General features: G+C 74.4%; 10 protein-coding genes. 1 reads left to right on the forward strand and 9 read right to left on the reverse strand.

Annotation, left to right across the window (positions count from 1 at the left end; all coding sequences use genetic code 11):
• The gene (locus ACFY3C_RS12195) at positions 1 to 14109 is read right to left on the reverse strand and encodes an amino acid adenylation domain-containing protein (RefSeq protein WP_390770676.1); all 14109 of its coding nucleotides are present in this window, start codon (positions 14107 to 14109) and stop codon (positions 1 to 3) included.
• A 276-nt stretch (positions 14110 to 14385) separates the two neighbouring features.
• On the opposite strand from ACFY3C_RS12195, the gene ACFY3C_RS12200 reads away from it, so the two are divergent.
• Entirely contained in the window at positions 14386 to 15462 is a 1077-nt protein-coding gene (locus ACFY3C_RS12200) for a polyprenyl synthetase family protein (protein WP_390770677.1), read from the forward strand.
• Positions 15463 to 15580: 118 nt separating this feature from the next.
• Here the strand turns inward: ACFY3C_RS12200 and ACFY3C_RS12205 are convergent, their stop codons facing one another.
• From ACFY3C_RS12205 to ACFY3C_RS12240, 8 genes are read right to left on the reverse strand one after another with little or no spacing between them, the layout of a single operon-like run.
• The gene (locus ACFY3C_RS12205; RefSeq protein WP_390770678.1) at positions 15581 to 16519 is read right to left on the reverse strand and encodes a TauD/TfdA family dioxygenase; all 939 of its coding nucleotides are present in this window, start codon (positions 16517 to 16519) and stop codon (positions 15581 to 15583) included.
• Positions 16516 to 17355, reverse strand: coding sequence for an enoyl-CoA hydratase/isomerase family protein (locus tag ACFY3C_RS12210; RefSeq protein WP_390770679.1), 840 nt, complete (start codon positions 17353 to 17355; stop codon positions 16516 to 16518). Before ACFY3C_RS12210 ends, ACFY3C_RS12205 begins: the two co-directional genes overlap by 4 nt.
• Positions 17352 to 18182, reverse strand: coding sequence for an alpha/beta hydrolase (locus ACFY3C_RS12215; protein WP_386579033.1), 831 nt, complete (start codon positions 18180 to 18182; stop codon positions 17352 to 17354). The genes ACFY3C_RS12210 and ACFY3C_RS12215 overlap by 4 nt, the downstream gene beginning before the upstream one ends.
• The gene (locus ACFY3C_RS12220) at positions 18164 to 19795 is read right to left on the reverse strand and encodes an amino acid adenylation domain-containing protein (protein ID WP_390770680.1); all 1632 of its coding nucleotides are present in this window, start codon (positions 19793 to 19795) and stop codon (positions 18164 to 18166) included. The genes ACFY3C_RS12215 and ACFY3C_RS12220 overlap by 19 nt, the downstream gene beginning before the upstream one ends.
• Complete coding sequence (locus ACFY3C_RS12225) at positions 19792 to 20979, reverse strand: acyl-CoA dehydrogenase family protein (RefSeq protein ID WP_386579037.1); 1188 nt, start codon at positions 20977 to 20979, stop codon at positions 19792 to 19794. Before ACFY3C_RS12225 ends, ACFY3C_RS12220 begins: the two co-directional genes overlap by 4 nt.
• A complete protein-coding gene (locus ACFY3C_RS12230) occupies positions 20976 to 22385 on the reverse strand; it encodes a TrpB-like pyridoxal phosphate-dependent enzyme (RefSeq protein ID WP_390770681.1) in 1410 nt (469 codons plus the stop codon). Before ACFY3C_RS12230 ends, ACFY3C_RS12225 begins: the two co-directional genes overlap by 4 nt.
• Positions 22382 to 22672: a phosphopantetheine-binding protein gene (locus tag ACFY3C_RS12235; protein ID WP_390770682.1), complete on the reverse strand. Its 291-nt coding sequence runs from the start codon at positions 22670 to 22672 to the stop codon at positions 22382 to 22384. Before ACFY3C_RS12235 ends, ACFY3C_RS12230 begins: the two co-directional genes overlap by 4 nt.
• Positions 22669 to 23445 carry a thioesterase II family protein gene (locus ACFY3C_RS12240; RefSeq protein WP_386579042.1) on the reverse strand — a complete coding sequence of 259 codons (777 nt, stop codon included), beginning with the start codon at positions 23443 to 23445 and terminating at the stop codon, positions 22669 to 22671. The genes ACFY3C_RS12235 and ACFY3C_RS12240 overlap by 4 nt, the downstream gene beginning before the upstream one ends.
• Positions 23446 to 23667 lie beyond the last annotated feature (222 nt).

Below are 23667 nucleotides of genomic sequence, written 5' to 3' on the forward strand. Positions count from 1 at the left end.
TCACTGCCTCCAGTCGGACTCGAGCTCGTCGATCTCGTCCTGGAGGAGGTCCACCAGGGAGAGGTCGGAAGGGGTGGCGGGGTCGGCGTCCGGGCCGGGTGTCGCCCCGGTCAGCGCGTCCAGCGCCGCCCACCACAGGTCGGTCAGGGCCGCGATCTCCGGCTCGTCGAACAGCACGCCGGGCCAGGACCAGGTGGCCTTCAGACGCGGGCCGTCGGGGCCGTCGTGGACGATCGCGTTCAGCTCCAGGGCGTGCGCGAACGGCATGCCGGGGTCGGTGGGCGCCACGGTCACCCGCTCGGGTGCCGCGCCCCAGACGGTGGGGGCGTCGCCGCCGGTGCGGACCCGGCCCAGGTAGTTGAACGCGATCTGCGGGCTGTGTCCGGCGGCGAGCAGCGGCGCGGTCCTCGGGTTGAGGTGGCGCAGCAGGCCGTAGCCGGTGCCCTTGTCGGGCAGGGCCCGCAGCTGCTCCGCGATCCGGGCGAGCGCCCCGGCGAGGGCGTCGGGGTCCGCCGTCTCGTGCCAGCGGATACCGGGGTCGAGGCGCAGCGGGTGCATGGCGGTGAACCAGCCGACCGTGCGCGTCAGGTCGGCGGTGTCGTCGCCGTCCCGGCCGTGGCCCTCGCGGTGGATCAGGACGGGGCTGCCGCCGCCGGTGCCGCGCCGCCGCCGCCACTCGGCGAGGGCCAGCGCGAACCCGGTGAGCAGCGTCTCCTCGGCTCCGGTCGTGAGCAGGGCCTCGGTGCGCTCGGGCGGCAGCTCGGCGGTGTGGTGGCGGGCGGTGCCCTTGGTGTGCTCGGCCGGGTCGAGCGGCTCGGCGGTCAGCCTCGGGTCGGGGGCGGCCGTGAGCCCTTCCCACAGGGCGAGCTGGTCCTCGGCCGCCGGGGAGAGCGCCCGTTCGGCGAGCCGGTGCGCCCAGGTGCGCAGCGAGGTGGCCACCGGCTGCAGCTCGTGGCCACGGTCGAGCCACGCGTCCATCAGGTCGGGGGCCAGGATGCGCCAGGACACTCCGTCGACGACCAGGTGATGGGCCATCAGCAGCAGGCGCCCGGGGCGGTCGGCGCCGGCGTCGAACCAGACGGCGCGCAGCATGTCGCCCTTGTCCGGGTCGAGCGCGCGGCGGGTCTCCTCGGCCTCGCGGGTCAGCAGTGGTTCGAGGTCCGTCTCCGGTACGCCCGAGACGTCGACGCGGCGGACGTGGCGGGTGGCGTCGGCGGTCTCGGCGGCGGGGATCTCCAGCCGCCAGGGGCCGGGCTCGGCGCGGTCGAGGCGTCCGCGCAGGGCGTCGTGCCGTTCCAAGAGGGCCTGGACCGCCTCGGTCAGGGTGTGCTCGGTCAGGCCCGCCGGGACCCGGAGCAGCACGGACTGGTTGAAGCCCTCGATCGGCCCGTCGAGTTCGCGCAGCCACTCCATGATCGGGGTGGCCGGCACCTGTCCCGTGCCGTCGTCGTCGACCGCCTGGTCGCCGGCTTCGGCGGCCGCCCGGGCGAGGGCCGCGACCGTCTGGTGCTGGAAGACGTCCCGGGGGGTGAGGGCCAGGCCGGCCTGGCGGGCGCGGCTGACCAGCTGGATCGAGACGATGCTGTCGCCGCCCAGGGCGAAGAAGTTGTCGTCGGCGGTGACGTCGGCGACGCCGAGCAGGTCGGCGAAGAGCGTGCACAGCAGCCGCTCACGGGCGTCGCCCGGTGCCCGGCCGCCGGTGGCGGAGCGCTCCGGTGCGGGCAGGGCCGCGCGGTCGAGCTTGCCGTTGGCGTTCAGCGGCAGGGCGTCCAGGGTGACGAAGGCGTCGGGGACCATGTAGTCGGGCAGCAGCCCGGTCACATGCCGGCGCATCGCGGTGACGTCCACGCCGGCCGGTACGACGTAGGCGACGAGCCGCCGGTCGCCGGGCCGGTCCTCGCGGACGGTCACGACGGTGTGGGCGGTGCCGGGGAAGGAGGCGACCGCGTTCTCCACCTCGCGGGGTTCGATGCGGAAGCCGCGCACCTTGACCTGGTCGTCGACGCGGCCGACGAACTCCAGCTCCCCGTCGGTGCTCCAGCGGACCCGGTCGCCGGTGCGGTACATCCGGGAGCCGGCCGGGCCGAACGGGTCGGCGACGAACCGCTCGGCGGTCAGGGCCGCGCGGCCCGTGTAGCCGCGGGCCAGGCCCTCCCCGGCGACGTGGAGTTCACCGACGACGCCGTCCGGTACGGGCCGCAGGCGGTCGTCGAGGACGTAGACGCGGGTGTTGTCCAGCGGGCGGCCGATGGGGACCGTCCCGCGCTCCAGGTCCCGTCGCGTGAGGGTGTGGTGGACCACGCACAGCGTGGACTCGGTGGGTCCGTAGCTGTTGGTGATGCGGGCGTCCGGGGCGTGGGCGAGGACCTGGCGGACGCTCGTCGCGGCCGGGGTGTCGCCGCCGACGCAGATGTCGCGCAGGTGCCGGAAGCTGTCCGCGTGGTGCTCGGCGAGCAGCCGGAACAGGCCTTCGCTGAACAGGCCGGCGGTGACCTGGTGGTCGGTCATGGTGCGGGCGAGGGCCGCGATGTCGGTGGCGTCCGCGTCGCAGACGACGATCCGGCCGCCGCTCAGGAGCGGGCCCCACAGTTCGTACGTCGAGGCGTCGAAGGTGGTCGGCGAGTGGAACAGGACGCGGTCCTCGGGGCCGTGGCCCCAGTACCGGTCGCGGGCGAGTCCCGCGACCCCGCGGTGGGTGACCGCGACGCCCTTGGGCTCTCCGGTCGAGCCGGACGTGTACATGATGTAGGCGAGTGCGTCGGGGCGGACGGCGGGCCGCGGGTGGGACCGCTGCGCCCGGTCGTCGACGAAGACCAGCGGGGCCGCGCCCTGCGGGACGAGCGGGGCGGTGGCGCGGTCGGTGACGACGGCTACGGCGGCGGTGTCCGCCAGGATGTGCCGCAGGCGGGCCTCGGGGCTGCGCCCGTCCAGCGGCACGTACACGGCGCCCGCCTTCGCCACCGCCAGCGCGGCCACGACGTGGTCGACGCGTCCGCCGAGCAGCAGCGCCACCCGGTCCTCGGTGCCCACACCCCGCTCGGCCAGCGCGTCGGCGAGGGCCTCGGCGCGGGCGTCGAGCTGGGCGTAGGTGAGGGTCAGGTCCGCGCTCTCCACGGCCGGGGCGTCGGGGGCCCCGGCGGCCCGCTCGGCGAACAGTTCGGGCAGGGAGGCCGCGGGGCGGGCCACGGCGGTGTCGTTGCGGTCGGTGAGCAGCGTGCGCAGCTCGTCCTCGGCCAGCACCGGCAGGTCGCCGATGCTGCGGTCGGGCTCGGCGACGGCGGCGGTGAGCAGCCGGGTCAGCCGGGCCGCGAGCGCCTCGGCGGTGGCGGCGTCGAAGAGGTCGGTGGCGTACTCGATCTGCCCGGCGATGCCGTCGGGCCGGCCGTCGTCGGTGTGCCGCTCCCACAGGCTGAAGGAGAGGTCGAACTTGGCCACGGGGGCTTCGGCGGACTCCACCCGCACCGGCAGGCCGTCCAGTTCGGCACAGGGCCGGTCGCTGATCGCGTTGTGCAGTACCAGCATCACCTGGAACAGCGGGTGCCGGGCGAGCGAGCGCGCCGGGTTGATCTCCTCCACCAGGCGCTCGAACGGCAGGTCCTGGTGGGTGTAGGCGGCCAGGTCGGTCTCCCGGACCCGGGCCAGCAGCTCCCGGAAGGTCGGGTCGCCGGAGGTGTCGGTGCGCAGCACCAGGGTGTTGACGAAGAAGCCGACCAGGTCGTCGAGGGCGTCGTCGGTGCGGCCCGCGATCGGGGTGCCGAGCGGGATGTCGGTGCCGGCGCCGAGCCGGGTCAGCAGCGTGGCCAGGGCGGCCTGGAGCACCATGAAGACGCTGACGCCGCTCTTCGCGGCCAGGGCGGCGAGCGCGGTGTGCGCCGTGGCGTCCAGGGCGAGGGGCACGTTCGCGCCGTGGTAGGCCGCGATCTCCGGGCGGGGCCGGTCGGTGGGCAGGTCCAGCTCCTCCGGCAGCCCGGCCAGGGCCCCGGTCCAGTACGCCAGCTGCCGGGCCAGCGGACTGTCCGGGTCCTGCGGGTCACCCATGACCCGCTGCTGCCACAGCGCGTAGTCGGCGTACTGCACCGGCAGCGGACGCCAGGTGGGCGCGGCACCGCGGACCCGGGCGCCGTAGGCGTGGCCGAGGTCGCGCAGGAACGGGCCGATGGACCAGCCGTCGGTGGCGATGTGGTGCATGACCAGGACGAGTACGGTCTCGTCGCCGCCGGTCAGCAGCCGGGCGCGCAGCGGGGGTTCGCAGACCAGGTCGAAGCCGCGGGTGACGGTCTGCCGGACGGCGTCGGCCGGCCCGTCGGGCCCGGTCCCGGTCTCCTCCAGCACGGGCGCGCCCTCGACCGGTCCGAGGACCCGCTGCCAGGGCACACCGCCCTGCTCGGGGAAGACCGTGCGCAGACTCTCGTGCCGGGTGACGACGTCGCGCAGCGCCTCCCGCAGCGCCGCCCGGTCGAGGTCGCCGTCGATGCCCAGCACCAGCGGGACGTTGTAGGTGGCGTCGTCGGCGCCCTCCAGCCGGTTGAGGAACCACAGGCGGCGCTGGGCGTAGGACAGGGCGACGCGCTCGGTGCGCTCGGCGGGCACCAGCGGCGGGCGGGTGTCCTGGGCCGAGCCCAGGCGGGCGGCGATGCCCGCGACGGTGGGGTCGTCGAACAGCGCCTTGATGCCGATCCGGGCACCCAGGGTGGTGGCGATCCGGCTGAGCAGCCGCATCGCGAGCAGCGAGTGGCCGCCCAGGGCGAAGAAGTCGTCGTCGATGCCGACCGGTCCGGTGCCCAGGATGTCGGCGAACAGGCCGCAGAGGATCTCCTCCTCCGGCGTGCGCGGAGCCCGTGTGACGGGGCCGGACGGGGCGGCGGGGTCGGGCAGCGCGGCGCGGTCGATCTTGCCGTTGGCCGTCAGGGGCAGCCGGTCCAGGACCACCACGGCGGACGGCACCAGGTACGCGGGCAGCGCGGCGGCCGCGTGGTTCCGCAGCGCCTCGGCGGCGCCGGGGCCGGCCTCGGCGGCGACGTAGGCGACCAGCCGCCGGTCGCCCGGCTGGTCCTCGCGGACCAGGCAGACGGCCTGGGTGACGCCGGGCGCGGTGAGCAGCCGCGCCTCGACCTCGCCCGGTTCGATGCGGTAGCCGCGCACCTTGACCTGGTGGTCGGCGCGGCCGACGTACGTCAGGAGTCCGTCGCGGCTCCAGCGGACCCGGTCGCCGGTGCGGTACATCCGGGACCCGGCCGGGCCGAACGGGTCGGCCACGAACCGCTCGCCGGTCAGGTCGGGGCGGCCGAGGTAGCCGCGGGCCACGCCGGTGCCCGCCACGTACAGGTCACCGGTGACGCCGTCCGGCACCGGGCCGAGCCGGGCGTCGAGGACGTAGACCCGGGTGTTGGTCATGGGCCGGCCGAGCGGCACCGGTCCGGCCGGGAGCGCGGCGCCCGCCGGAACGGGGTGGTCCAGGCAGCCGACGGTGGTCTCGGTGGGGCCGTAGTGGTTGACGACCTCCACACCGGGGTGGCGCTCGCGCCAGGCGGCGAGCTGCTCGGCGTGCAGCGCCTCGCCGCCGATGACGAGCTGGGCGGTGGGCGAGCAGGCCTCGGGCAGCTCCAGCAGCATCGGCAGGTGACTGGGGGTCACCTTGGCGAAGGTGAGACCGCCCGGCACCCGCAGCCGCTCGTCCAGGTCCGCGACGTACAGGCAGCCGCCGGCCAGGAGGGTGCCGTACAGGCCGGTCAGGCCCAGGTCGAAGGAGAGCGGCGAGTGCAGCAGGGTGCGGCCGGCCAGGCCCGGGTAGCGGGCGGCGCAGTACGTGGCGTACTCGGCGATCGCGCGCTGCTCGACCACGACGCCCTTGGGGGTGCCGGTGGAGCCCGAGGTGTAGACGACGTACGCGGCGTCGTCCGGGGTGAGCGGGGCGCCGCGCTCGGTGTCCGAGAGCGGGCCGGCGGCCAGCCGGGCGATGGCCGCCTCGGTGTCCGGGTCGTCCAGGACGACGGTGGTGCCGGGCCGTTCGATGAGGTGCGGGGCCGTCTGCACGGCGGCGCGGGTGGTCAGCAGCAGCGCCGGGCGGGCGTCGTCGAGGAGGGTGCGGACGCGGTCGCCGGGCTGGTCGGGGTCGAGCGGCAGATAGGCGGCTCCGGCCTTCCCGGCCGCGAGCATCGCGACGACCGCCTCGGCCGAGCGCGGCAGCCCGAGCGCCACCACGGACCCGGCGCCCGCTCCATGGGCCAGCAGCAGCCGGGCCAGCCGGTCGGCGTCCCGGTCGAGTTGCGCGTAGGTGAGTTCCCGCGGGCCGCAGACCACGGCGGGTGCCTCGGGCGTGCGGGCCGCCTGCTGGGCGAAGAGCTGCGCGAGGGTGTGCCGGGAGACCTCCGCCGCGGTGTCGTTGCGCCGCCGCAGGGCCTCGTCCCGCTCGGCGGCGGAGACGATCTCCAGCTCGGTGAGGCGCCGGTCGGGGTCGGCCAGGGCCGCCTCCAGGAGCCGTACGAAGCGGGTGGCCAGGGACGCGACGGTGGCCCGGTCGAACAGGTCGGCGCAGTAGCCGGCCGCGGCGGTGATCCCGGCCGGCTCGCCCTGCTCGCCGAACCGTTCGGCGACGCTGAACAGCAGGTCGAACTTGGCCAGATCGGGGTCCTGCTGGACGAACTCGGCGGTGAGGCCGGGCAGGTCGGCCGTCGGGCGGCCGAGGTTCTGCAGGACGAGCTTGGTCTGGAACAGCGGGTGCCGGCCGGCCGAGCGCGCCGGGTTGAGGGCCTCCACCAGCCGCTCGAACGGCAGGTCCTGGTGGTCGAAGGCGTCGATGTCGGCGCTGCGCACCCGGGCGAGCAGTTCGCCGAACGTCGGGTCGCCGGAGGTGTCGGTGCGCAGCACGAGGGAGTTGACGAAGAAGCCGACGAGGTCGCGGAGCGTGTCGTCGTCCCGGCCGAAGACCGAGCCGCCGACGACGATGTCCTCGCCCGCTCCGACGCGGGTGAGCAGGGCGGCGAGCGTGGCGTGCAGCACCATGAACGGCGTGACCCCGTGCTCGCGGGCCGTGCGCAGGACCGCCCGGTGGGTGCCGGCGCCGATCTCGAAGGGGACGAGACCGCCGGCGTGGCCGCTCTCGCGCGGCCGGAGCCGGTCGGTGGGCAGCGTGAGTTCCTCCGGCAGGTCCGCCAGGACGTCCTTCCAGTGGGCGAGTTGACGGGACAGCACGCTGTCGGCGTCGTCCTCGCCGCCCAGCCGCTCGTGCAGGCGCAGTGCGTGGTCGGCGTACTGGACGGGCAGCGGGGCCCAGTCGGGGGCGGCGCCGTCGAGCGCGGCGCGGTAGGCGGCGGACAGGTCGCGCAGCAGCGGCGCGGTCGACCAGCCGTCACTGGCGATGTGGTGCACGACCAGCACCAGGACGTGCTCCTCGGGACCGCGCTCCAGCAGGGCGGCGCGCACCGGCGGTTCGGTGGCCAGGTCGAAGCCCCGGCCGGTGACGGCGGCGATCAGGGGTGTCTCGTCCCGGCCCGCGGCGTCGACGACGTCCAGGCGGGGGCGTGCCCGGTCGGCCGGCAGCACGACCTGACGCGGGGTGCCCTCGGACTCCGGGAAGACGGTGCGCAGGGTCTCGTGCCGGGCCACCAGGGCGGCCAGGGCCGCTTCCAGGGCCCGCCGGTCGAGGGCGCCGGTGAGCCGGACGACCAGCGGGATGTTGTAGGAGGCGTCGGCGGGGTCGAGCCGGTTGATGAACCACAGGCCGCGCTGGGCGGGCGAGAGCGGCAGCACCTCGGGGCGGGGCCGCGGGGCGAGGACCGCGCGCGCCGGCGGGCGCAGGCCGAGCGCGGCCGCGAGGCCCGCGGGGCTGGGGTTGCGGAAGACGGTGGCGACGGAGACGTCCGCGTCCAGCGCCGAACGGACCCGCGCCACCAGGCGGGTGGCCAGCAGGGAGTGGCCGCCGAGCTGGAAGAAGTCGTCGTCGGCGCCGACCCGTTCCACGCCGAGGAGTTCGGCGAAGATCCCGCACAGGATCTCCTCCTGCGCCGTGGCGGGCGCCCGGCCGGCCGTGCGGGTCAGGTCGGGTACGGGCAACGCCTTGCGGTCCACCTTGCCGTTCGCGGTCAGCGGCATCGACGTGAGCGCCGTCCAGGCGGTGGGGACCATGTGCTCCGGCAGCACCCGGGAGACCGCCTCCCGCACCGCCTCGGGGTCGGCGCCGCCGACCAGGTGGGCCACCAGCCGGCCGTCGACCACCGCGGCCGCCGCGTCGGTGACGCCCGGCACCTCGCGCAGCCGGGCCTCGATCTCGCCCAGCTCGACCCGCTGCCCGCGGATCTTCACCTGCGCGTCCCGGCGGCCCAGGAACTCCAGCTGCCCGTCGGGCAGCCGGCGGACGCGGTCCCCGGTCCGGTACAGCCGGGTCCCGTCCGCCGCGAAGGGGTCCGCCACGAACACGCCCGCGGTGCGCGCCGGGTCGCCCAGGTAGCCGCGGCCGACCCCGGTGCCGGCGACGTACAGGTCACCGGGGACACCGGAGGGCACCGGCCGCAGCCGGTCGTCCAACACGTACAGGGACGTGTTGCGCACGGCCCGCCCGATCGGCGCGCTCACCCGCTCGGATCCGGCCGAGGCGGCGGTGATCACGGCGTGCGTGACGTCGTCCGAGCACTCGGTGGGGCCGTAGGCATTGACCACCGGCACCGCCGGGAACCGCGCGAACCAGCGGCGGCACAGCTCGGCCGGCAGGTCCTCGCCGGTGACGACGAGCCGGCGCAGCGCGGGCAGTTCGGGCAGCTCGGCGCCCTCGTCCCAGGCGTCCAGCGCGGCCCGCAGCAGCGACGGCACGACCTCCAGCACGGTCACCGCGTCCCGCCCGGCCGTCCGGAACAGGCCGACGGCGTCGACGGCCAGCTCCTGGCCGACGGCCACCACACGGCCACCGACCACCAGCGGCGCGAGCATCTGCCAGACGGAGACGTCGAAGGTCAGCGGCGCGTTCTGCACCACCGCGTCGCGGGCGTCGAGGTCGAGGTCCTCGATCTTGGCCAGCAGGTGGTTGTTCATGCCCCGGTGGTGCACCATCGCGCCCTTGGGCCGGCCGGTGGAGCCGGACGTGAACAGCACGTACGCCAGCCGGTCCGGGACGGCCGGGACGGCGGCGGCCGGGACGGCGCTCAGGTCGCCGTCCAGGGCCACCACGTCCGTGCCGAGCCCGGCCGCCGGACCGGTCAGCCCGGGTCCGGCCAGCACCAGCCGCGCCCCGGCGTCGGCCACCAGGCCGGCGCAGCGGGCCACCGGTGAGCGGGTGTCCAGCGGCAGGTACACGGCGCCCGCGGCGAGGATGCCCAGCAGCGAGGCCACGGCCCAGCGGCCGCGCTCCGCGAGCACGGCCACCACAGGCTCCGGCCCGGCGGGCAGAGCGCCGACCCGGGCGGCGATCCGGTCCAGCAGGTCGACCAGTTCGGCGTACGTCAGCTCGCCGTCGTCGTCCGACACCGCGACCGCGTCCGGCCGCCGCGCGGCCGTCTCCCGCACCCGGCGCACCACGTCCGTCAGGGACTCGTCGGCCGTCGTGGCGTTGAACTCCTCCAGCTCCCGGCGCAGTTCCCCGTCGGTGAGCAGCGGTACGTCACCGACGCGCAGCTCCGGGTCGCCCGCGACCGCGGTGAGCAGCCGGGCGAAGCGGTCCAGGATGTCCTGGGCGGTGCCCGCCTCAAAGGCGTCGGTGCGGTACTCCAGGGCGACGAGGATCCCGTCGGGCGTGCCGGAAGAGGCGTGCTCCTCGCGGACGTTGAAGGACAGGTCGAACTTGGCCGTGGTGTTCGGCACGTCCATGAGTCCCAGCCGCAGGCCGGGCGGTGCGGGCAGCGGGCGGCGCGCGCCGTCCATGGACAGCATCACCTGGAACAGCGGGTGCCGGGAGGCGGACCGCACCGGGTTCAGGGCCTCCACCAGGCGCTCGAACGGCAGGTCCTGGTGGGCGAAGGCCGCGAGGTCGCCCTCCCGCACCCGGGCGAGCAGTTCGGTGAAGGAGGGGTTGCCTGCGGTGTCGGTGCGCAGCACCAGCGTGTTGTTGAAGAAGCCGACGAGCGGCTGCAGCGCCTCGTCGTCGCGGCCGGCGACGGGCGCGCCGAGCACGATGTCGTCCCCGGCGCCGAGGCGGGCGAGCAGGGCGGACAGCGCGGCCTGGAGCACCATGAAGGGGCTGGCGCCGGCGGAGCGGGCCAGCGCGGCGACGCGGGCGTGCGTGTCCGCGTCCAGGCGCGTGGTCAGGGTGCGGGCCCCGGGCGCGCTCGCGGTGGCCGCAGGGAGCCGGTCGAAGGGCAGGTCGAGGTGGTCGGGCAGGCCCGCCAGCCGGTCCTGCCAGTAGGCGAGCTGGCGCACGGCCGCCGCGGAGGGCGCGTCCTCGTCGCCGAGCAGCCGCCGCTGCCAGACGGCGTAGTCGGCGTAGCTCACGGGGAGCGGGGCGAGTTCGGGCGTACGACCCCGGGTGCGGGCCGCGTAGGCGGTGAGCAGGTCGTCGAGCAGGGGCGCGACGGACTCGCCGTCGGCGGCGATGTGGTGCAGCAGGAGCAGCAGGACGTGCTGCTGCGGGGCGAGGGCGAACAGGGTGACACGCAGCGGGGTCTCGGCGGCGAGGTCGAAGGGGCGGGCGCTCTCCTCGGCGAGCAGGGCGGGCAGTTCGGCCGTGGCCGCGGTCCGGCGCCGCAGGGCGGGTCCGTCGCCGGGCGGCGTGATGTGCTGGCGGGGGGTGCCGTCGCGGTCGGGGTAGACCGTGCGCAGCACCTCGTGCCGGTCGGTGAGGTCGGTGAGGGCGGCCGTGAGCGCCTCGGTGTCCAGGTCGCCGTCGAGGGTCAGGACGAGCGGGATGTGGTACGCGCTGCTGGGGCCCTCCAGGCGGTGCAGGAACCACAGCCGGCGCTGTGCGGGCGAGAGTTCGGGGTCACCGTCGTGCTCCACCGGCGTCAGCGCGGGACGGGCGGGCGGGGCGTCGGCGAGCCGCTCGGCCAGGCGGCGCACGGTGGGCGCCTTGAAGACGGCCTCCACCCCGCACTCGACACCCAGCTCGGCGCGGATGCGCGGGGTGAGGCGGGCGGCGAGCAGGGAGTGGCCGCCCAGCTCGAAGAAGTCGTCGTCGAGCCCGACCCGCGGGGCGCCGAGCGCCTCGGCGAACAGGGCACACAGCCGCTCCTCGCGCGGGGTGCGCGGCGGGGCGTACGGCGTGGCGGGCGCGCCGCCGGTCCCGGCGCCCGGGTCGGGCAGGGCCTTGCGGTCGGTCTTCCCGTTGGGGGTGACGGGGATGGCGTCGAGGACCGTGAGTGTGGCGGGCACCAGATAGCCGGGCAGGCGGTCGGCCAGTGCGGCGCGCACGGCGGCGAGGTCGAGGGTGCGGCCGGCGGCGGGCACGACGTAGCCGGCCAGGGCGGGCACGCCGGTCCGGTCGATGCGCACCGCCACCGCGGCCTGGGCGACCGCATCCAGCTCGCGCAGGGCGGCCTCGGCCTCGCCGGGCTCGACCCGGTAGCCGCGGATCTTGACCTGCTCGTCGGCCCGGCCGACGAACTCCAGGGTGCCGTCGGGGCGCTGCCGCACCAGGTCGCCGGTGCGGTACATCCGCTCGCCGGGAACACCGTGCGGATCGGCGACGAAGCGCTCGCCGGTGAGCGCCGGCCGGCCGAGGTAGCCGCGGGCCAGGGAGGCGCCGGCCACGTACAGTTCGCCGGTCACGCCGGGCGGCACCGGCTGCAGGGCCGCGTCCAGGACGTAGACGCGGCTGCCGGTGACGGCGCGGCCGATGGGGGGTTCGCCGGGGCCGGAGAGGGGTTCGCTGATGGTGGCGCAGACGGTGGTCTCGGTGGGGCCGTAGCCGTTGACGAAGAGCCGTCCGGCCGACCAGCGCTCGGCGAGGTCTCCGGAGCAGGCCTCGCCCGCGACCAGGATGGTCAGGTCGGCGGGCAGGTCACCGGCGGGGTCCATGACGGCGAGCGAGGACGGCGGCAGGATCGCGTGGGTGACACCGGCCGCGCGGGTGAACGCGGCCAGCGCCTCGCCCGGCATCAGCTGCTCGGCGGGCGCCAGCACGAAGGACGCGCCGGCCAGCAGTCCCATGCACAGCTCCGGGACCATGGCGTCGAAGCCCAGCGAGGCGAACTGCAGCACACGGCTACCGGGCCGTACCCGCAGGTGCCCGACGAAGGTGTCGGCGAGGTGCGGGACGCCGCGGTGGGTGACCACGACGCCCTTGGGCCGGCCGGTGGAACCGGAGGTGTAGATGACGTAGGCGGGGTGGTCCACGGTGAGCGGGGCGGTGCGCTCGGCGTCCGCGAGATCGCCGCCCGGCCGCTCGGCGAGGGCGGCCGTCACCACGGGGTCGTCCAGCACGAGCAGCGACGCGACCCCGGCGGCCTCGCCGGCTTCGGCGGCGAGCGGTGCGGTGGTGGAGTGGGCCAGCACGCAGGACGGGCGGGCGTCGCCGAGGACGTGGTCGATACGGGCCCGTGGATAGCCGGGGTCGAGCGGCAGGAAGGAGGCGCCGGCCTTGAGCACGCCGAGCACGGCCACGACGAGATCGGCGGAGCGCGGCAGCAGCAGGGCGACCCGGTCCTCGGGGCCGATGCCGTGGGCGGCCAGGTGCCGGGCCAGCCGGTTGGCGCGCCGGTTGAGTTCGGCGTAGGTGAGCACCGTGCCGCCGAAGCGGACGGCCGGGGCGTCGGGGTAGCGGGCGGCGGTCCGCTCGAACAGGGCGGGGAAGGTGGCCGTGGGGTCGGCGGTGACCGGCTCCACGGCGGGTACGACGAGGGCCCGTTCGGCGTCGTCGAGGAAGCCGAGTCGGCCGACGGGCGTGGCGGGGTGCTCCAGGGCGCGGGCCAGGCGGCCCAGGAAGCGGACGTACCGGTCCTGGTGGGCGGCGAGTTCCGCGGCGTCGTACAGCTCGGGGTGGACGTCGAAGTCGACGCGGATCGCGCTGCCGTCGGAGCGGTCGTACACCGAGATCGCGAGATCCTCGATGAGGCGCAGCGACATGTTGCGGGCATCCGCGCGGTGGCCGGCGAAGCGGATGTCGTAGGAGAACGGGACGACGTTGAGCAGCGGTCCGAAGAAGCGCCGGTGCTCGTGGCCGAGGCCGAGGTCGCGACGCAGGTCCTCACCGCGGTAGCGCTGGTGCGGCACCAGTTCGCGCAGGGCGGTCCGGGTGCGGTCGAGCAGTTCGCCGACGGTGGTGGCGGAGTCGACGGCCACCCGCAGCGGCAGCACGTTGGCGACCATGCCGGGTGCCCGGCGGGTCTCGTCGTGGGTGCGCGCGGTGACCGGCAGGCCGGTGACGACGTCGGTGAGCCCGGTCAGGCGGTGGAGGTAGGCCATGGTCGCGGCGACGACGATCCGGGAGCGGGCGACCCCGATCCGCTCGGCCGCCGCGGTCAGTTCGCCCTGGACGTCCTCGGGCAGCAGGGCGGTACGGCGGACGAACTCGGCCGTCGGCTTGAGGGGGCGGGCGGAGAGCGCCACCGGTTCGGGTCGGTCGGCGAAGCGGTCGTTCCAGTGGGCGCGGTCCTCGTCGAACGCGGCGGAGGCGCGGTAGTCGGCGTCGTCGGCGAGCAGGGCGCGCACCGAGGCGAACGACGACGGCTCGGGCTCGGTGCCCTCGGCCAGGGCCGTGTACAGGTGCGCGGCCCGCCGGACCAGGAGGGAGGCGCCGACACCGTCGAGGAGGATGTGGTGATAGGCGTGGTACCAGAACCACCGGTCCTCGCCGGCCCGGAACAGGGCCTGGGTGAACAGCGGGGAGCGGGTGAGGTCGATGCGGCGGCGCAGGTCGCGGCCCATCCACTCCTCGGCGGCCCGCCGGGGGTCGGCGGCGCTGGACACGTCGATGACGTGCAGGGTCCACTCGGGAGCCGGGCCGACCGTCTGCCGGGGCCCCTCGTCGGTCTCCAGGAACCGCACGTGCAGTGCGTCGGCCTCGTCGACAAGGCGCCGAAGTGCCCGCTCGAACAGCTGCGGATCGACCGGGCCGTGAATCTCCAGGTATTCCGCCGCGCGGAATATCGGGCTGTCCGGATCGACCTGCTGCGCGAACCACACCCCTGCCTGGGCGCCGGTCAGAGGAAATTTCTGCGCACCGTCGACAAAAGACTGAGATCGCTCCATGACTCCTCGTCAATTCACCCAGGGATATGCGGCGGACACCGACGACGGGGCGCTCTTCGCCGCCGTGCTCGATTCACATGGATCGGCCCGCTTGCCATGTCGGAGACTATGTGCGGCCGCCTCGTCCCACCTGGACGGTGGCTGGACGAGGAGCTGCCCCTGCCGTTCACGGCGGCGTCCGCGCCGGAAGAATGGGCCGGGCCATTGGACAGTAAGAGGCAGCGTCATTCGCTTGGTTGACGGTCCGATCGCTGCCCCGGCACGAGGAGAGCTGACATGTCGACCGCCCCGCCGGTGAGCCAGGAATTCACGGACACCGGACTCATGGAAACAATCGCGGCTCGGGACGAGTTGCTGAACCGCGTCGAGCTGCGTCTGCGGAATTTCCTGGACGAGGAACGCCGCGTGTGGAAGTCACGCAACCCGGATTCCGTCGAACTCGTCGACTGCGTCGCCCGCATGGTCGGCAGCGGCGGCAAGCGGCTGCGCCCCGCGTTCTGCGTGGCCGGCTACCTGGCCGCCGGTGGCGACCCGGACAGCGAGGAGATCGTGGACGTCGCCGCGGCGCTGGAGCTGCTGCACAGCTTCGCGCTGCTGCACGACGACGTGATGGACGAGTCCGAGCTGCGCCGCGGCGCCTCGACGGCACAGGTCGCCCATGCCGCCCTGCACACCGAGCGGGGCTGGCGCGGGACGGCCCGCCGGTACGGCGAGAGCGTCGCCGTCCTGGCGGGCGACCTCGCCCTGGTGTACGCGGAGCGGCTGCTCGCGGGCTGCCCGGAGCGGGTGCGGCCGGTGTGGGGCGAGCTGTGCACGGAGTTGATGGTCGGCCAGTTCCTGGATGTGCGGGCCGCCGCCCAGTTCGCCCCGGACGCGGAACTGTCCAGCTGGATCGCGCTGTTCAAGTCCGGCCGGTACACGGTCTTCCGGCCGCTGGCCATGGGTGCGCGGCTGGCCGGTGCGGACGAGCTGGTGGCGCCGTTCGAGGCGTACGGGCTCGCGGTGGGCGAGGCGTTCCAGCTGCGCGACGACCTGCTGGACGCCTTCGGCAGCTCGGCGGCCACCGGGAAGCCGGCCCGGCTGGACTTCAAGCAGCACAAGATGACGCTGCTGATGTCGCTGGCGCTGCAGACGGTGCCGGAGGTGAGGGAGTTGGTGGGTGACGACCTGTCCGCGACCGACCCCGACGAGCTGCACGACCTGCTGCTGCGGACCGGGGTCCGGGACCGGGTGGAGTCGGTGATCGCCGACCGGCTGGTGGCGGCGGAGGACGCGCTGCGCGGCACGGTAGGGGCCGACTGGGCCGAGGGTCTGCGGCGGATGGCCGTGCAGACGGTGTACCGCGACCACTAGCCGGGGCGACACGGCAACCAGCCGGGACGACCACGGCCACTGGCCGGAACGAGGAAAGGGGGGAGGCCGCCGGGCCTCCCCCCCTTCTCTCTTCTTCTCTCTTCTCTTTCCCGTGCTCTCAGCCGGACATGGCCACCAGGATCCGCCGCTTCCCCGTGTACGCCCGCCTGCCGTGCGCCACGGCCACGTTGTCCACGAACAGCAGGTCGCCCATCTGCCAGTCCACGTCGACCGCCAGCCGCATCCCCGTCTCCTGGATGTGCCGGACGTACGCGTCGGGGATCGGCGAGCCGTCCGCGAACACGGCGTGCTGCGGCAGTTCGTCCTCCGGGATCACCGCGGCCAGCGCCGCCGCGTCCTCGCCGAGTCCCGCCGGGTGGAACTGGTCGGCCTGGTTGAACCACACCTCGGTCCCGGTGACGGGGTGGGTGAGGGTGGCCGGGCGCAGCAGGCTCACCCGCAGCGAGCCGTCCGCGCGCCACTCGTGGTCGGCGCCCGTGCCGGCGAGGAACTCCTCGACCGCCGTACGGTCGTCCGTCTCGAAGGTGGCCTGCCAGCTCTTGCCGAAGCCGACGCCGTCGTGCAGGTTCTGCGTGTACCGCACCCCGCCGGCGAACGCCTCGCGCACCTCCGCGTCCAGCGAGTCCAGCCACAGCTGCCCGTCGACCACCGGGGTGGCACCGCCGGTCTCGGCGGCGATCGCGCAGTGGAAGAGGATCCGCGACGGCCAGGCACTGGCGTACGACATCTCGTTGTGCATGGAGATCTCGTACTCGGCCGGGTACTCGGTCGAGGTGTAGAGGTTGCGGCCGACCTTGGTGCGCGGGGAGTTGCCGTGCACGTAGGCCAGCCGCTCGGGCAGCAGCAGGTCGGCAAGGCCGTCGTAGCTGTCCTCGGTGACGGAGAAGCCGCGCAGGACGACCGCCTTCTCACGGACGAGGAGGTCGTCGAGGTCGGTGCCGCGCAGGTACTCGGCGAGCCCGTCGGGGCTCGCAGCGACGCCTGCCTCGGCGGGCCCGACCAGTGTCGGCGCCCAGGTCGTACCGGTCTGCGTCATGGTTGTTCCTCCTTGGTGCCGGCCTGGTCGCCGGTGGCGAAGTGCGGGGACCTGCGCTCGCGGAAGGCGGTCACCGCCTCGTGGACGTCGGGTGACTTGGCCGCCATCACCTGGACGGGGATCTCGCGCTCCAGCGCGGCCCGCAGCGACGGGGCGTCGATGTTGGACTGCAGGACCTGCTTGGTCAGCCGCAGCGACACGGGGCTGTTGCCGGCGATCTGCCCGGCGCTGTCCATGACGACGGGCAGCAGGTCCTGGATGGCGCAGACCCGGTTGGCGAGGCCGCGCTGGAGAGCCTCCTCGGCGGTCACGAACCGGCCGGTGAGCAGCATCTCGGAGGCGAAGCCGAACCCGGTGATCCGCGGCAGCAGCCAGGACGCGCCCATGTCGCCGCCGGACAGGCCCATCCGCACGAACGCGGCCCGCAGCCGGGCCCGAGCGGTCAGCACACGGACGTCGGCGGCCAGGGCGAGCGAGAGACCCGCGCCGGCCGCGACCCCGTCGACGGCGGCGACGACGGTCTGCGGCAGTTCGCGCAGCGCGGCGATCACCTCCGCCTGGCGCTCCAGCAGGGCGGTCAGCTCCAGCGGCGGCAGCGCGGCCAGCCGGCCGACCTCGGCCACGTCGTACCCGGAGCAGAAGGTCTCCCCCGCCCCCTTGAGGACCAGCACCCGCACCAAGGGGTCGCCGGCGAGCGCGGCGCAGAGCGCGCCGAGCGCCTCGAAGACCTCCTCGGTCAGCGCGTTGGCGCGGTGGGGACGGTTCAGGGTGGCCGCCACGACGCCCTCGCGCGGCCGGGTCACCAGGACCACGGGTGCCTTCTCGTCGGCCGTCATGCCCGCACCTCCTGCGGTGTCGCGGCCGCCGCGGTGAGCCGGCCGTGCAGGAAGTCCAGCGCGTCGGGCAGGGCGTCGTTCACGAACTCCCAGTCGTGGCCGCCCGGCCGCTCCCGGTACTCCAGCGGCCAGCCCCGCTCGCGCAGCGCGTCGCGCACGGCCCGGTTCATCCGGACCATGCGGTCGTGGTCGCCGGTGCCGACGTCCAGGTGCAGGGCCGGCGGCGGCAGCGGGTCCTCCCGCGCCAGCAGCCGGTACGGGTCGTAGCTGCGCCGGGTCTCGCTGCCGGGCGGGCCCCACACGCGCTCGTGGCTCTCGACCGTCGGCATCACGAAGTCCGGTTCGCCGCGGTGCTCGTGGTAGGGGTCGCCGATCCGCCGCGGGGCCTCGAAGGCGCCCGCGTGCGAGGTGACGGCCGAGAACAGCGCGCGGTGGCGCAGCGCCAGGAAGAGCGCGGTCGCCCCGCCCATGGAGAACCCGCCCACGGCCCGGGCCGAGCGGCGGGCGAGCGTGTTGAACCGGGCGTCGACGGCGGGCAGCAGTTCCTCGGTGAAGTGGTCCTCGTAGCGCAGGCCCGCGTGGTCGTTGACGAACCAGCGGCGCCCGCTCTCCGGCATGACCACCACGAGCCGGCTGCCCCGCAGGTACTCCGCGAGCCGGGTGCGCTCCAGCCAGGTGCCGCGGCCGCCGCCGTAGCCGTGCAGCAGGTACAGCACGGGGTGGCCGGGGCCGTGCGGCTCGTAGCCGTCCGGCAGCAGGACCGTGGCGCGCTTGGTGCGGCCGAGGATCCGGCTGGGCACCTCCAGGGTCAGTGTTTCACCAGGCACGGTTCCTCCTCGGGGCGCGGGCGCGGCAGCGCGGCCAGCGCCCGGCGGTCGACCTTGCCCGTCGAGGTGCGCGGGAACGCCGTCAGGAACCGGAACTCCTGCGGGACCATGTAGCGCGGCAGGTGCTCCAGGCAGTGCCGGCGCAGCGCGTCCGGGTCGGGGCGGGCCCCGTCGGCGGGGATCACATGGACCTCCAGCGCGGTGGCGTCGGGGTCGCCGCCGGGGTCCGGTACGGCGACGCAGGCGGCCTCGTGCACCTCGGGCAGTTCGAGCAGCCGGGCCTCGATCTCCTCGGGTTCGACGCGGTAGCCGCGGATCTTCACCATGTGGTCGCGGCGGCCCAGGTAGACGTACCCGGTGCCGGCCTCGTGGCGGACCAGGTCGCCGGTGCGGTGCACCCCGGCCGGGCCCTCGGGGGCGCCCCAGTAGCCGAGCATCACCGAGTCGCCCGCGACGACCAGTTCGCCCTCGGCGCCGGGGACGTCGTCGATCGGGCGGCCGTCCGCGTCGTGCAGGGTGGCCCGGGCGTACGGGCAGGGCCGGCCGATGGGCGGCGGGGCCGTCCGGCCGGGGGCGAGGTCGTCGTCGGTGACGCGGTGGAAGGTGCACACGTTGGTCTCGGTCGGTCCGAACAGGTTGTAGAGGGCCGCCTCGGGCAGGGCCTCGCGCAGCCGCCGGACGTGCTTGAGCGGGAACGGCTCCCCGGCGAACAGGACCGTGCGCAGCCCGCTCGACTCCAGCAGCTCGCGGTTCTTCGCGTCGAGCATGCGGATCAGGGCGCCCGGCACCGAGTACCAGACCGTGATCCGCTCCTCGGCGACCAGCCGGTTCAGGGCGACGCCGAGCCCGCGCCGGTTCTCCGGCACCAGGACGAGGCAGGCGCCGACCCGTGCGGTGGCGAACAGGTCGAAGACGGAGAGGTCGAAGTGGACCGGGGCGTGCGAGGACACTCGGTCGGCGCCGGTCAGCCCGGTCTCGGCCACGGCCCAGTCGACGAACGCCAGGGCGTTGCGATGCGAGAGCATGACCCCCTTGGGGGTGCCCGTCGAACCGGACGTGTACAGCACGTAGGCAAGGTCGTCCGGCGCGACCCGGACGGGCGCGACGGCGTCGGCCGCGGACTGTTCCAGCACGGCCTGCCAGCCCAGCCGCCGGGCGCCTTCGGGACGTCCGTCCGGCGCCGGGTCCGTCGCGCCCGTCGCGCCCGTCGCGCCCGTCGCGCCCGTCACGACAACGAGCCGGAAGGGGTCGTCCGCACCGGCGTGCTGCTCGTCCAGCAGGGCGAGTCGGCCGCTGTCGGTGACCAGGGCCGCGACGGAGCAGTCGCGCAGGATGTAGGCGGCGCGGGCGGGCGGTGCCGCGGGGTCCACCGGTACGTAGGCGGCGCCCAGCCGCAGTGCCGCGTGGACGGCTACGACGGTCTCGGCGGACTTGGCCAGCCACAGCCCGACCCGGTCGCCGGGTCCTACGCCGGCCTGCCGCAGCGCGGCGGCCAGCGCACCGGCGGCGCGGTCCAGTTCGGCGTAGGTCAGCGTCCGCTCGCGGTCGCGCAGCGCGGGGGCGCCGGGCCGCTCGGCGGCGGCGCGCGTGAGCAGGTCGGCCAGGGTCGTCACGGTGTGTGCCTTCCGTCCGCGGTGTGCCGCGCCCGGACGGTGAGGCCCAGCTTCTCGGCCATCACCTTGCGCTGCATGTCGGAGGTGCCGGAGGAGATCCGGGTGCCGAGGGCGTCCCGGAGGTTGCGCTCGGCGTCGGTGGCGGTGGTGTAGCCGAGGCCGCCGTGGAGCTGGACGGCGTCCAGGAAGGTCTGGACGGCGGACTCGCTGGTCTCCAGCTGGGCGGCCTCGGGGAACACCGAGCCGGTGTCGCCCCGGCCCAGGTCCCAGGCGGCCCGGTAGGTGAGCAGCCGGGCGGCCTCCAGCCGTACCTGCATGCCGACCACGCTGTGGGACACGGAGGGGAAGCGGCCGATGATGCTGCCGAACTGCTCGCGGCTGCGGGCGTACCGGGTGCACTCGTCGATCTGGCGCTGCATGGTGCCGAGCAGCGGGGCGAGGATGAGGGACCGCTCCCAGGCCATGACGGTGGCGAGGATCCTCGACCCCTGCTTCTGAGCGCCGAGCCGGTTCGCGACGGGGATCCGGCAGTCGCTCAGGACGATCTCGCCCCAGGGCGCGGTGCGCAGACCCGTCTTCTCGAAGCCGGTCTCGACGGTGAGGCCGGGCGTGTCCCGGTCGACGAGGAACGCGGTGACGCCGGTGAAGCCCAGCTCGGGGTTGACGGTCGCGTAGACGATGAACAGGTCGGCCACCGGCGCGTTGGTGATGAACCGTTTGCCGCCGTTCAGCACGTAGTGGTCGCCCTCGCGCCGGGCCACGGCGGACAGCGACAGCGCGTCGGAGCCGGAGCCCGCCTCGGTGATCGCGTGGGCGCCGATGCTGCTGCCGTCGACCAGGCCCGGCAGGTGGCGGCGCTTCTGCTCCTCGGTGCCGAAGAGCAGAAGCGGCAGCTCGACCGCCCACAGATGGGCGCCGGCACAGATCAGCAGGCCGTTGTCCCGGCAGCCCCGCCCCAGGCCCTCCAGGGCCAGCGCGCAGGTCAGCGGGTCGAGACCGAGGCCGCCGTACTCCTTCGGCACGGGCAGCGCGAACACCCCGGCGTCAGCGCACCGCTGCCAGTCACCGGGCTGGAGGTTCTGGGTGCGTTCGCGCTGCTCCAGGTCGCCGCCCAGGGCAGTGGCGCCGAGTTCGCGCAGCCGCTCCGCCAGCGCCGTCTGCTCGTCGGTGGGGGCGAGTCTCATGACACCGCACCCGCGGGCTCGGCGTCCGGCAGGGCGGCCAGCGAGGCCGCGATGGCCTCGTCGGAGACCACGTGGTCGGCCAACTGCCCGGACAAGTACTGCTGGTAGGCGGACAGGTCGAGCATGCCGTGCCCGCTGACGTTGAGCAGGATGACCTTCTCGGTGCGCTCCTCGCGGGCCCGTACGGCCTCGTCGACGGCGGCCCGTACGGCGTGCGCCGACTCGGGCGCGGGCACCAGGCCCTCGGCGCGGGCGAACAGCACGCCCGCCTCGAAGACGGTGTTCTGGCCGTAGGCCACGGCCTCCATCAGGCCCTGCTCGTACAGCGCGCTGACCAGCGGCGCGGCACCGTGGTAGCGCAGCCCGCCGGCGTGCACGCCCGGGGCCTCGAAGGTGTGGCCGAGGGTGTACATCTTGGTCATCGGGGTGGTGCCGGAGACGTCGTTGTAGTCCCAGGCGTACCGGCCCCGGGTGAGCTTCGGGCAGGCCTCGGGCTCGACCGCGATCAGCCGGGTGGCGGCGCCGGTGCGCAGCCGCTCCCGGTGGAAGGGGAAGGCGAGACCGGCGAAGTTGCTGCCGGCGCCCATGGAGGCGACGACGACGTCCGGGAACTCGCCGACGGCGGCGAGCTGTTTGAGCGCCTCCTCGCCGATGACCGTCTGGTGCAGCAGGACGTGGTTCTCGCCGCTGCCCACGCAGAACCGGCCGCCCGGCACGGACCTGGCGTACTCCAGCGCCTCGGCGTTGGCGACGGAGACGCTGCCCGCGCTGTCGGGCCGCTCGGCCTGCAGCCTGCGCCCGGTCTCGGTCAGCCCGCCGGGGCTCGGCACCACCCGGGCTCCGTGCAGCTCCATCAGGACGCGCCGGTAGGGCTTCTGATCGTGGCTGACCCGGACCATGAAAACCGTGCACTCGAGGTCCATGGCCTGGCAGGCCACGGCCAGGGCGCTGCCCCACTGCCCGGCGCCGGTGCCCGTGGTGAGGTGCTCGACACCCGACTTCTTGTAGTAGTACGCCTGGGCCAGCGCGGAGTTGAGCTTGTGGCTGCCCACCCCGTTGGCGCCCTCGTACTTGTAGTAGATGCGGGCCGGGGTGTCGAGGGCGCGCTCCAGGGCGCGGGCCCGGACCAGCGGGGTGGGCCGCCAGCGCTGGTACTCGGCGCGGACCTCGGCGGGAATCTCGACGAAGCGCTCGCGGCCCACGCTGGCCCGGTACATCGACAGCGGGATGTTGGGGGCGAGCCCGGACTGGGCGCCCGGCTGCGGCGGGGTGCCGTCGGCGGGTTCGGTGCGCGGGCGGGCCCGGCGGACGTCGGCCGTCGGCACGTCCAGGTCCGCCAGGATGTTGTACCAGTGGGTGGGGACGTCGTCCTCGCCGAGCAGGACCTGGTTGCGGGTCACCTTCATGCCACGCCGTCCCGGGCCACGGTCGCCGGCATGTGCTTGCCGATCAGCGCGATGAGGTCGCCGACGTTCTCCAGGTCGGCCTCCATGATGTCCTCGTCCTCGATGTGGCCGCCGAATTCCTCCTCGACCGCCATCAGGAGTTGCAGCAGGTTGAGTGAATCCAGGCGGATCACCGGCGAATAGAGCGATATGTCGTCGCGTATTTCCGCCGGCGTCAGCCGCAGATCCAGTACGTCGACCATGATTTCCCGGACGCGGCGGGCCACTTCGTCGTCGTGACCGATCATTTGCAGTCTCCTCCCAGCCGTTCGGTGATGTCGGCCAGAAGTGCGTCTTCGTGGTCCGACAGATAGAAATGCCCCCCGGAAAAGGCACGGAACGAGAACTCCGCGGAGGTCAGGTCCTGCCAGGCGCGTGCGTCGTCCGGGTCGACTCCGGGATCGGCGTCACCGACGTACGCGGTGACCGGGGCGGCCGTCCGCCGACCCTGCGGTGGCCGGTAGGTCTCGATGAGTCGCAGATCCGCACGCATCGCAGGAAGCACGAGCGGACGCAGTTCAGGGTCCGCCAGCACCGCCTTGTCCATCGCGCCGAGTTCACCGAACCACTCCACCATCGCGTCGTCGCTTCTGAGATGTATGTCCGTGTGGCTCCGGGGGCGCAGCGGGGAGCCTGCGGCGGACACGAACACCCGCCGTGGCCTGGCCCGATAGCGGTGTTCCAGGCGCAGCGCCACCTCGTAGGCGACCGCCGCCCCCATGCTGTGCCCGAAGAGGGCGAAGGGCCGGTCGAGCAGCGGCACGAGGGCCGCGGCGACGCCGTCGGCGAGTGACTCCATGTCCGGGAGGCACTCCTCCGCGAGGCGGTCCTGACGCCCCGGGTACTGCACGGCGACGACCTCGACCCCGTCGAGCGGGGCCTGGGCCCACCGGTGGAACGCCCCGGCGTTGCCGCCCGCGTAGGGCAGGCAGAACAGCCGCAGAGAGGGTGACTCCAGCGGTCGGTATCTCTTGATCCACGCGCTGTCGCCGTGCGCTGGGCGAATGTGTGTCAGGGACACTGATGGCCTCTCCATCGGAAGACGAACACGACCGGCCAAATACGGTTCGCCACCCTAGCCACAAATTCTTCGCTTGGCTGCTCAGGCCGGTCCGGGGGCAGTTGCCCATTCAGGTTGTCTCCAGTCCTCTGTGCGTCGGTTGGGCGAGGGTTTGACTTGCCTGTTGCACCGCCCGACGCCTGAAGGGTCTTTTCGACAGCCATGGATTCACCAGTGATGGAT

The sequence above is a fragment of the Streptomyces sp. NPDC001410 genome (assembly GCF_042895235.1).
GTDB lineage: Bacteria > Actinomycetota > Actinomycetes > Streptomycetales > Streptomycetaceae > Streptomyces.

Bases quoted from the DNA above. Each gene is read 5' to 3' on its own strand.
- ACFY3C_RS12235 (WP_390770682.1), bottom strand. From the start codon at position 22,672: ATGATCGGTCACGACGACGAAGTGGCCCGCCGCGTCCGGGAAATCATG.
- ACFY3C_RS12195 (WP_390770676.1), bottom strand. From the start codon at position 14,109: ATGGAGCGATCTCAGTCTTTTGTCGACGGTGCGCAGAAATTTCCTCTG.
- ACFY3C_RS12200 (WP_390770677.1), top strand. From the start codon at position 14,386: ATGTCGACCGCCCCGCCGGTGAGCCAGGAATTCACGGACACCGGACTC.
- ACFY3C_RS12225 (WP_386579037.1), bottom strand. From the start codon at position 20,979: ATGAGACTCGCCCCCACCGACGAGCAGACGGCGCTGGCGGAGCGGCTG.
- ACFY3C_RS12210 (WP_390770679.1), bottom strand. From the start codon at position 17,355: ATGACGGCCGACGAGAAGGCACCCGTGGTCCTGGTGACCCGGCCGCGC.
- ACFY3C_RS12230 (WP_390770681.1), bottom strand. From the start codon at position 22,385: ATGAAGGTGACCCGCAACCAGGTCCTGCTCGGCGAGGACGACGTCCCC.
- ACFY3C_RS12205 (WP_390770678.1), bottom strand. From the start codon at position 16,519: ATGACGCAGACCGGTACGACCTGGGCGCCGACACTGGTCGGGCCCGCC.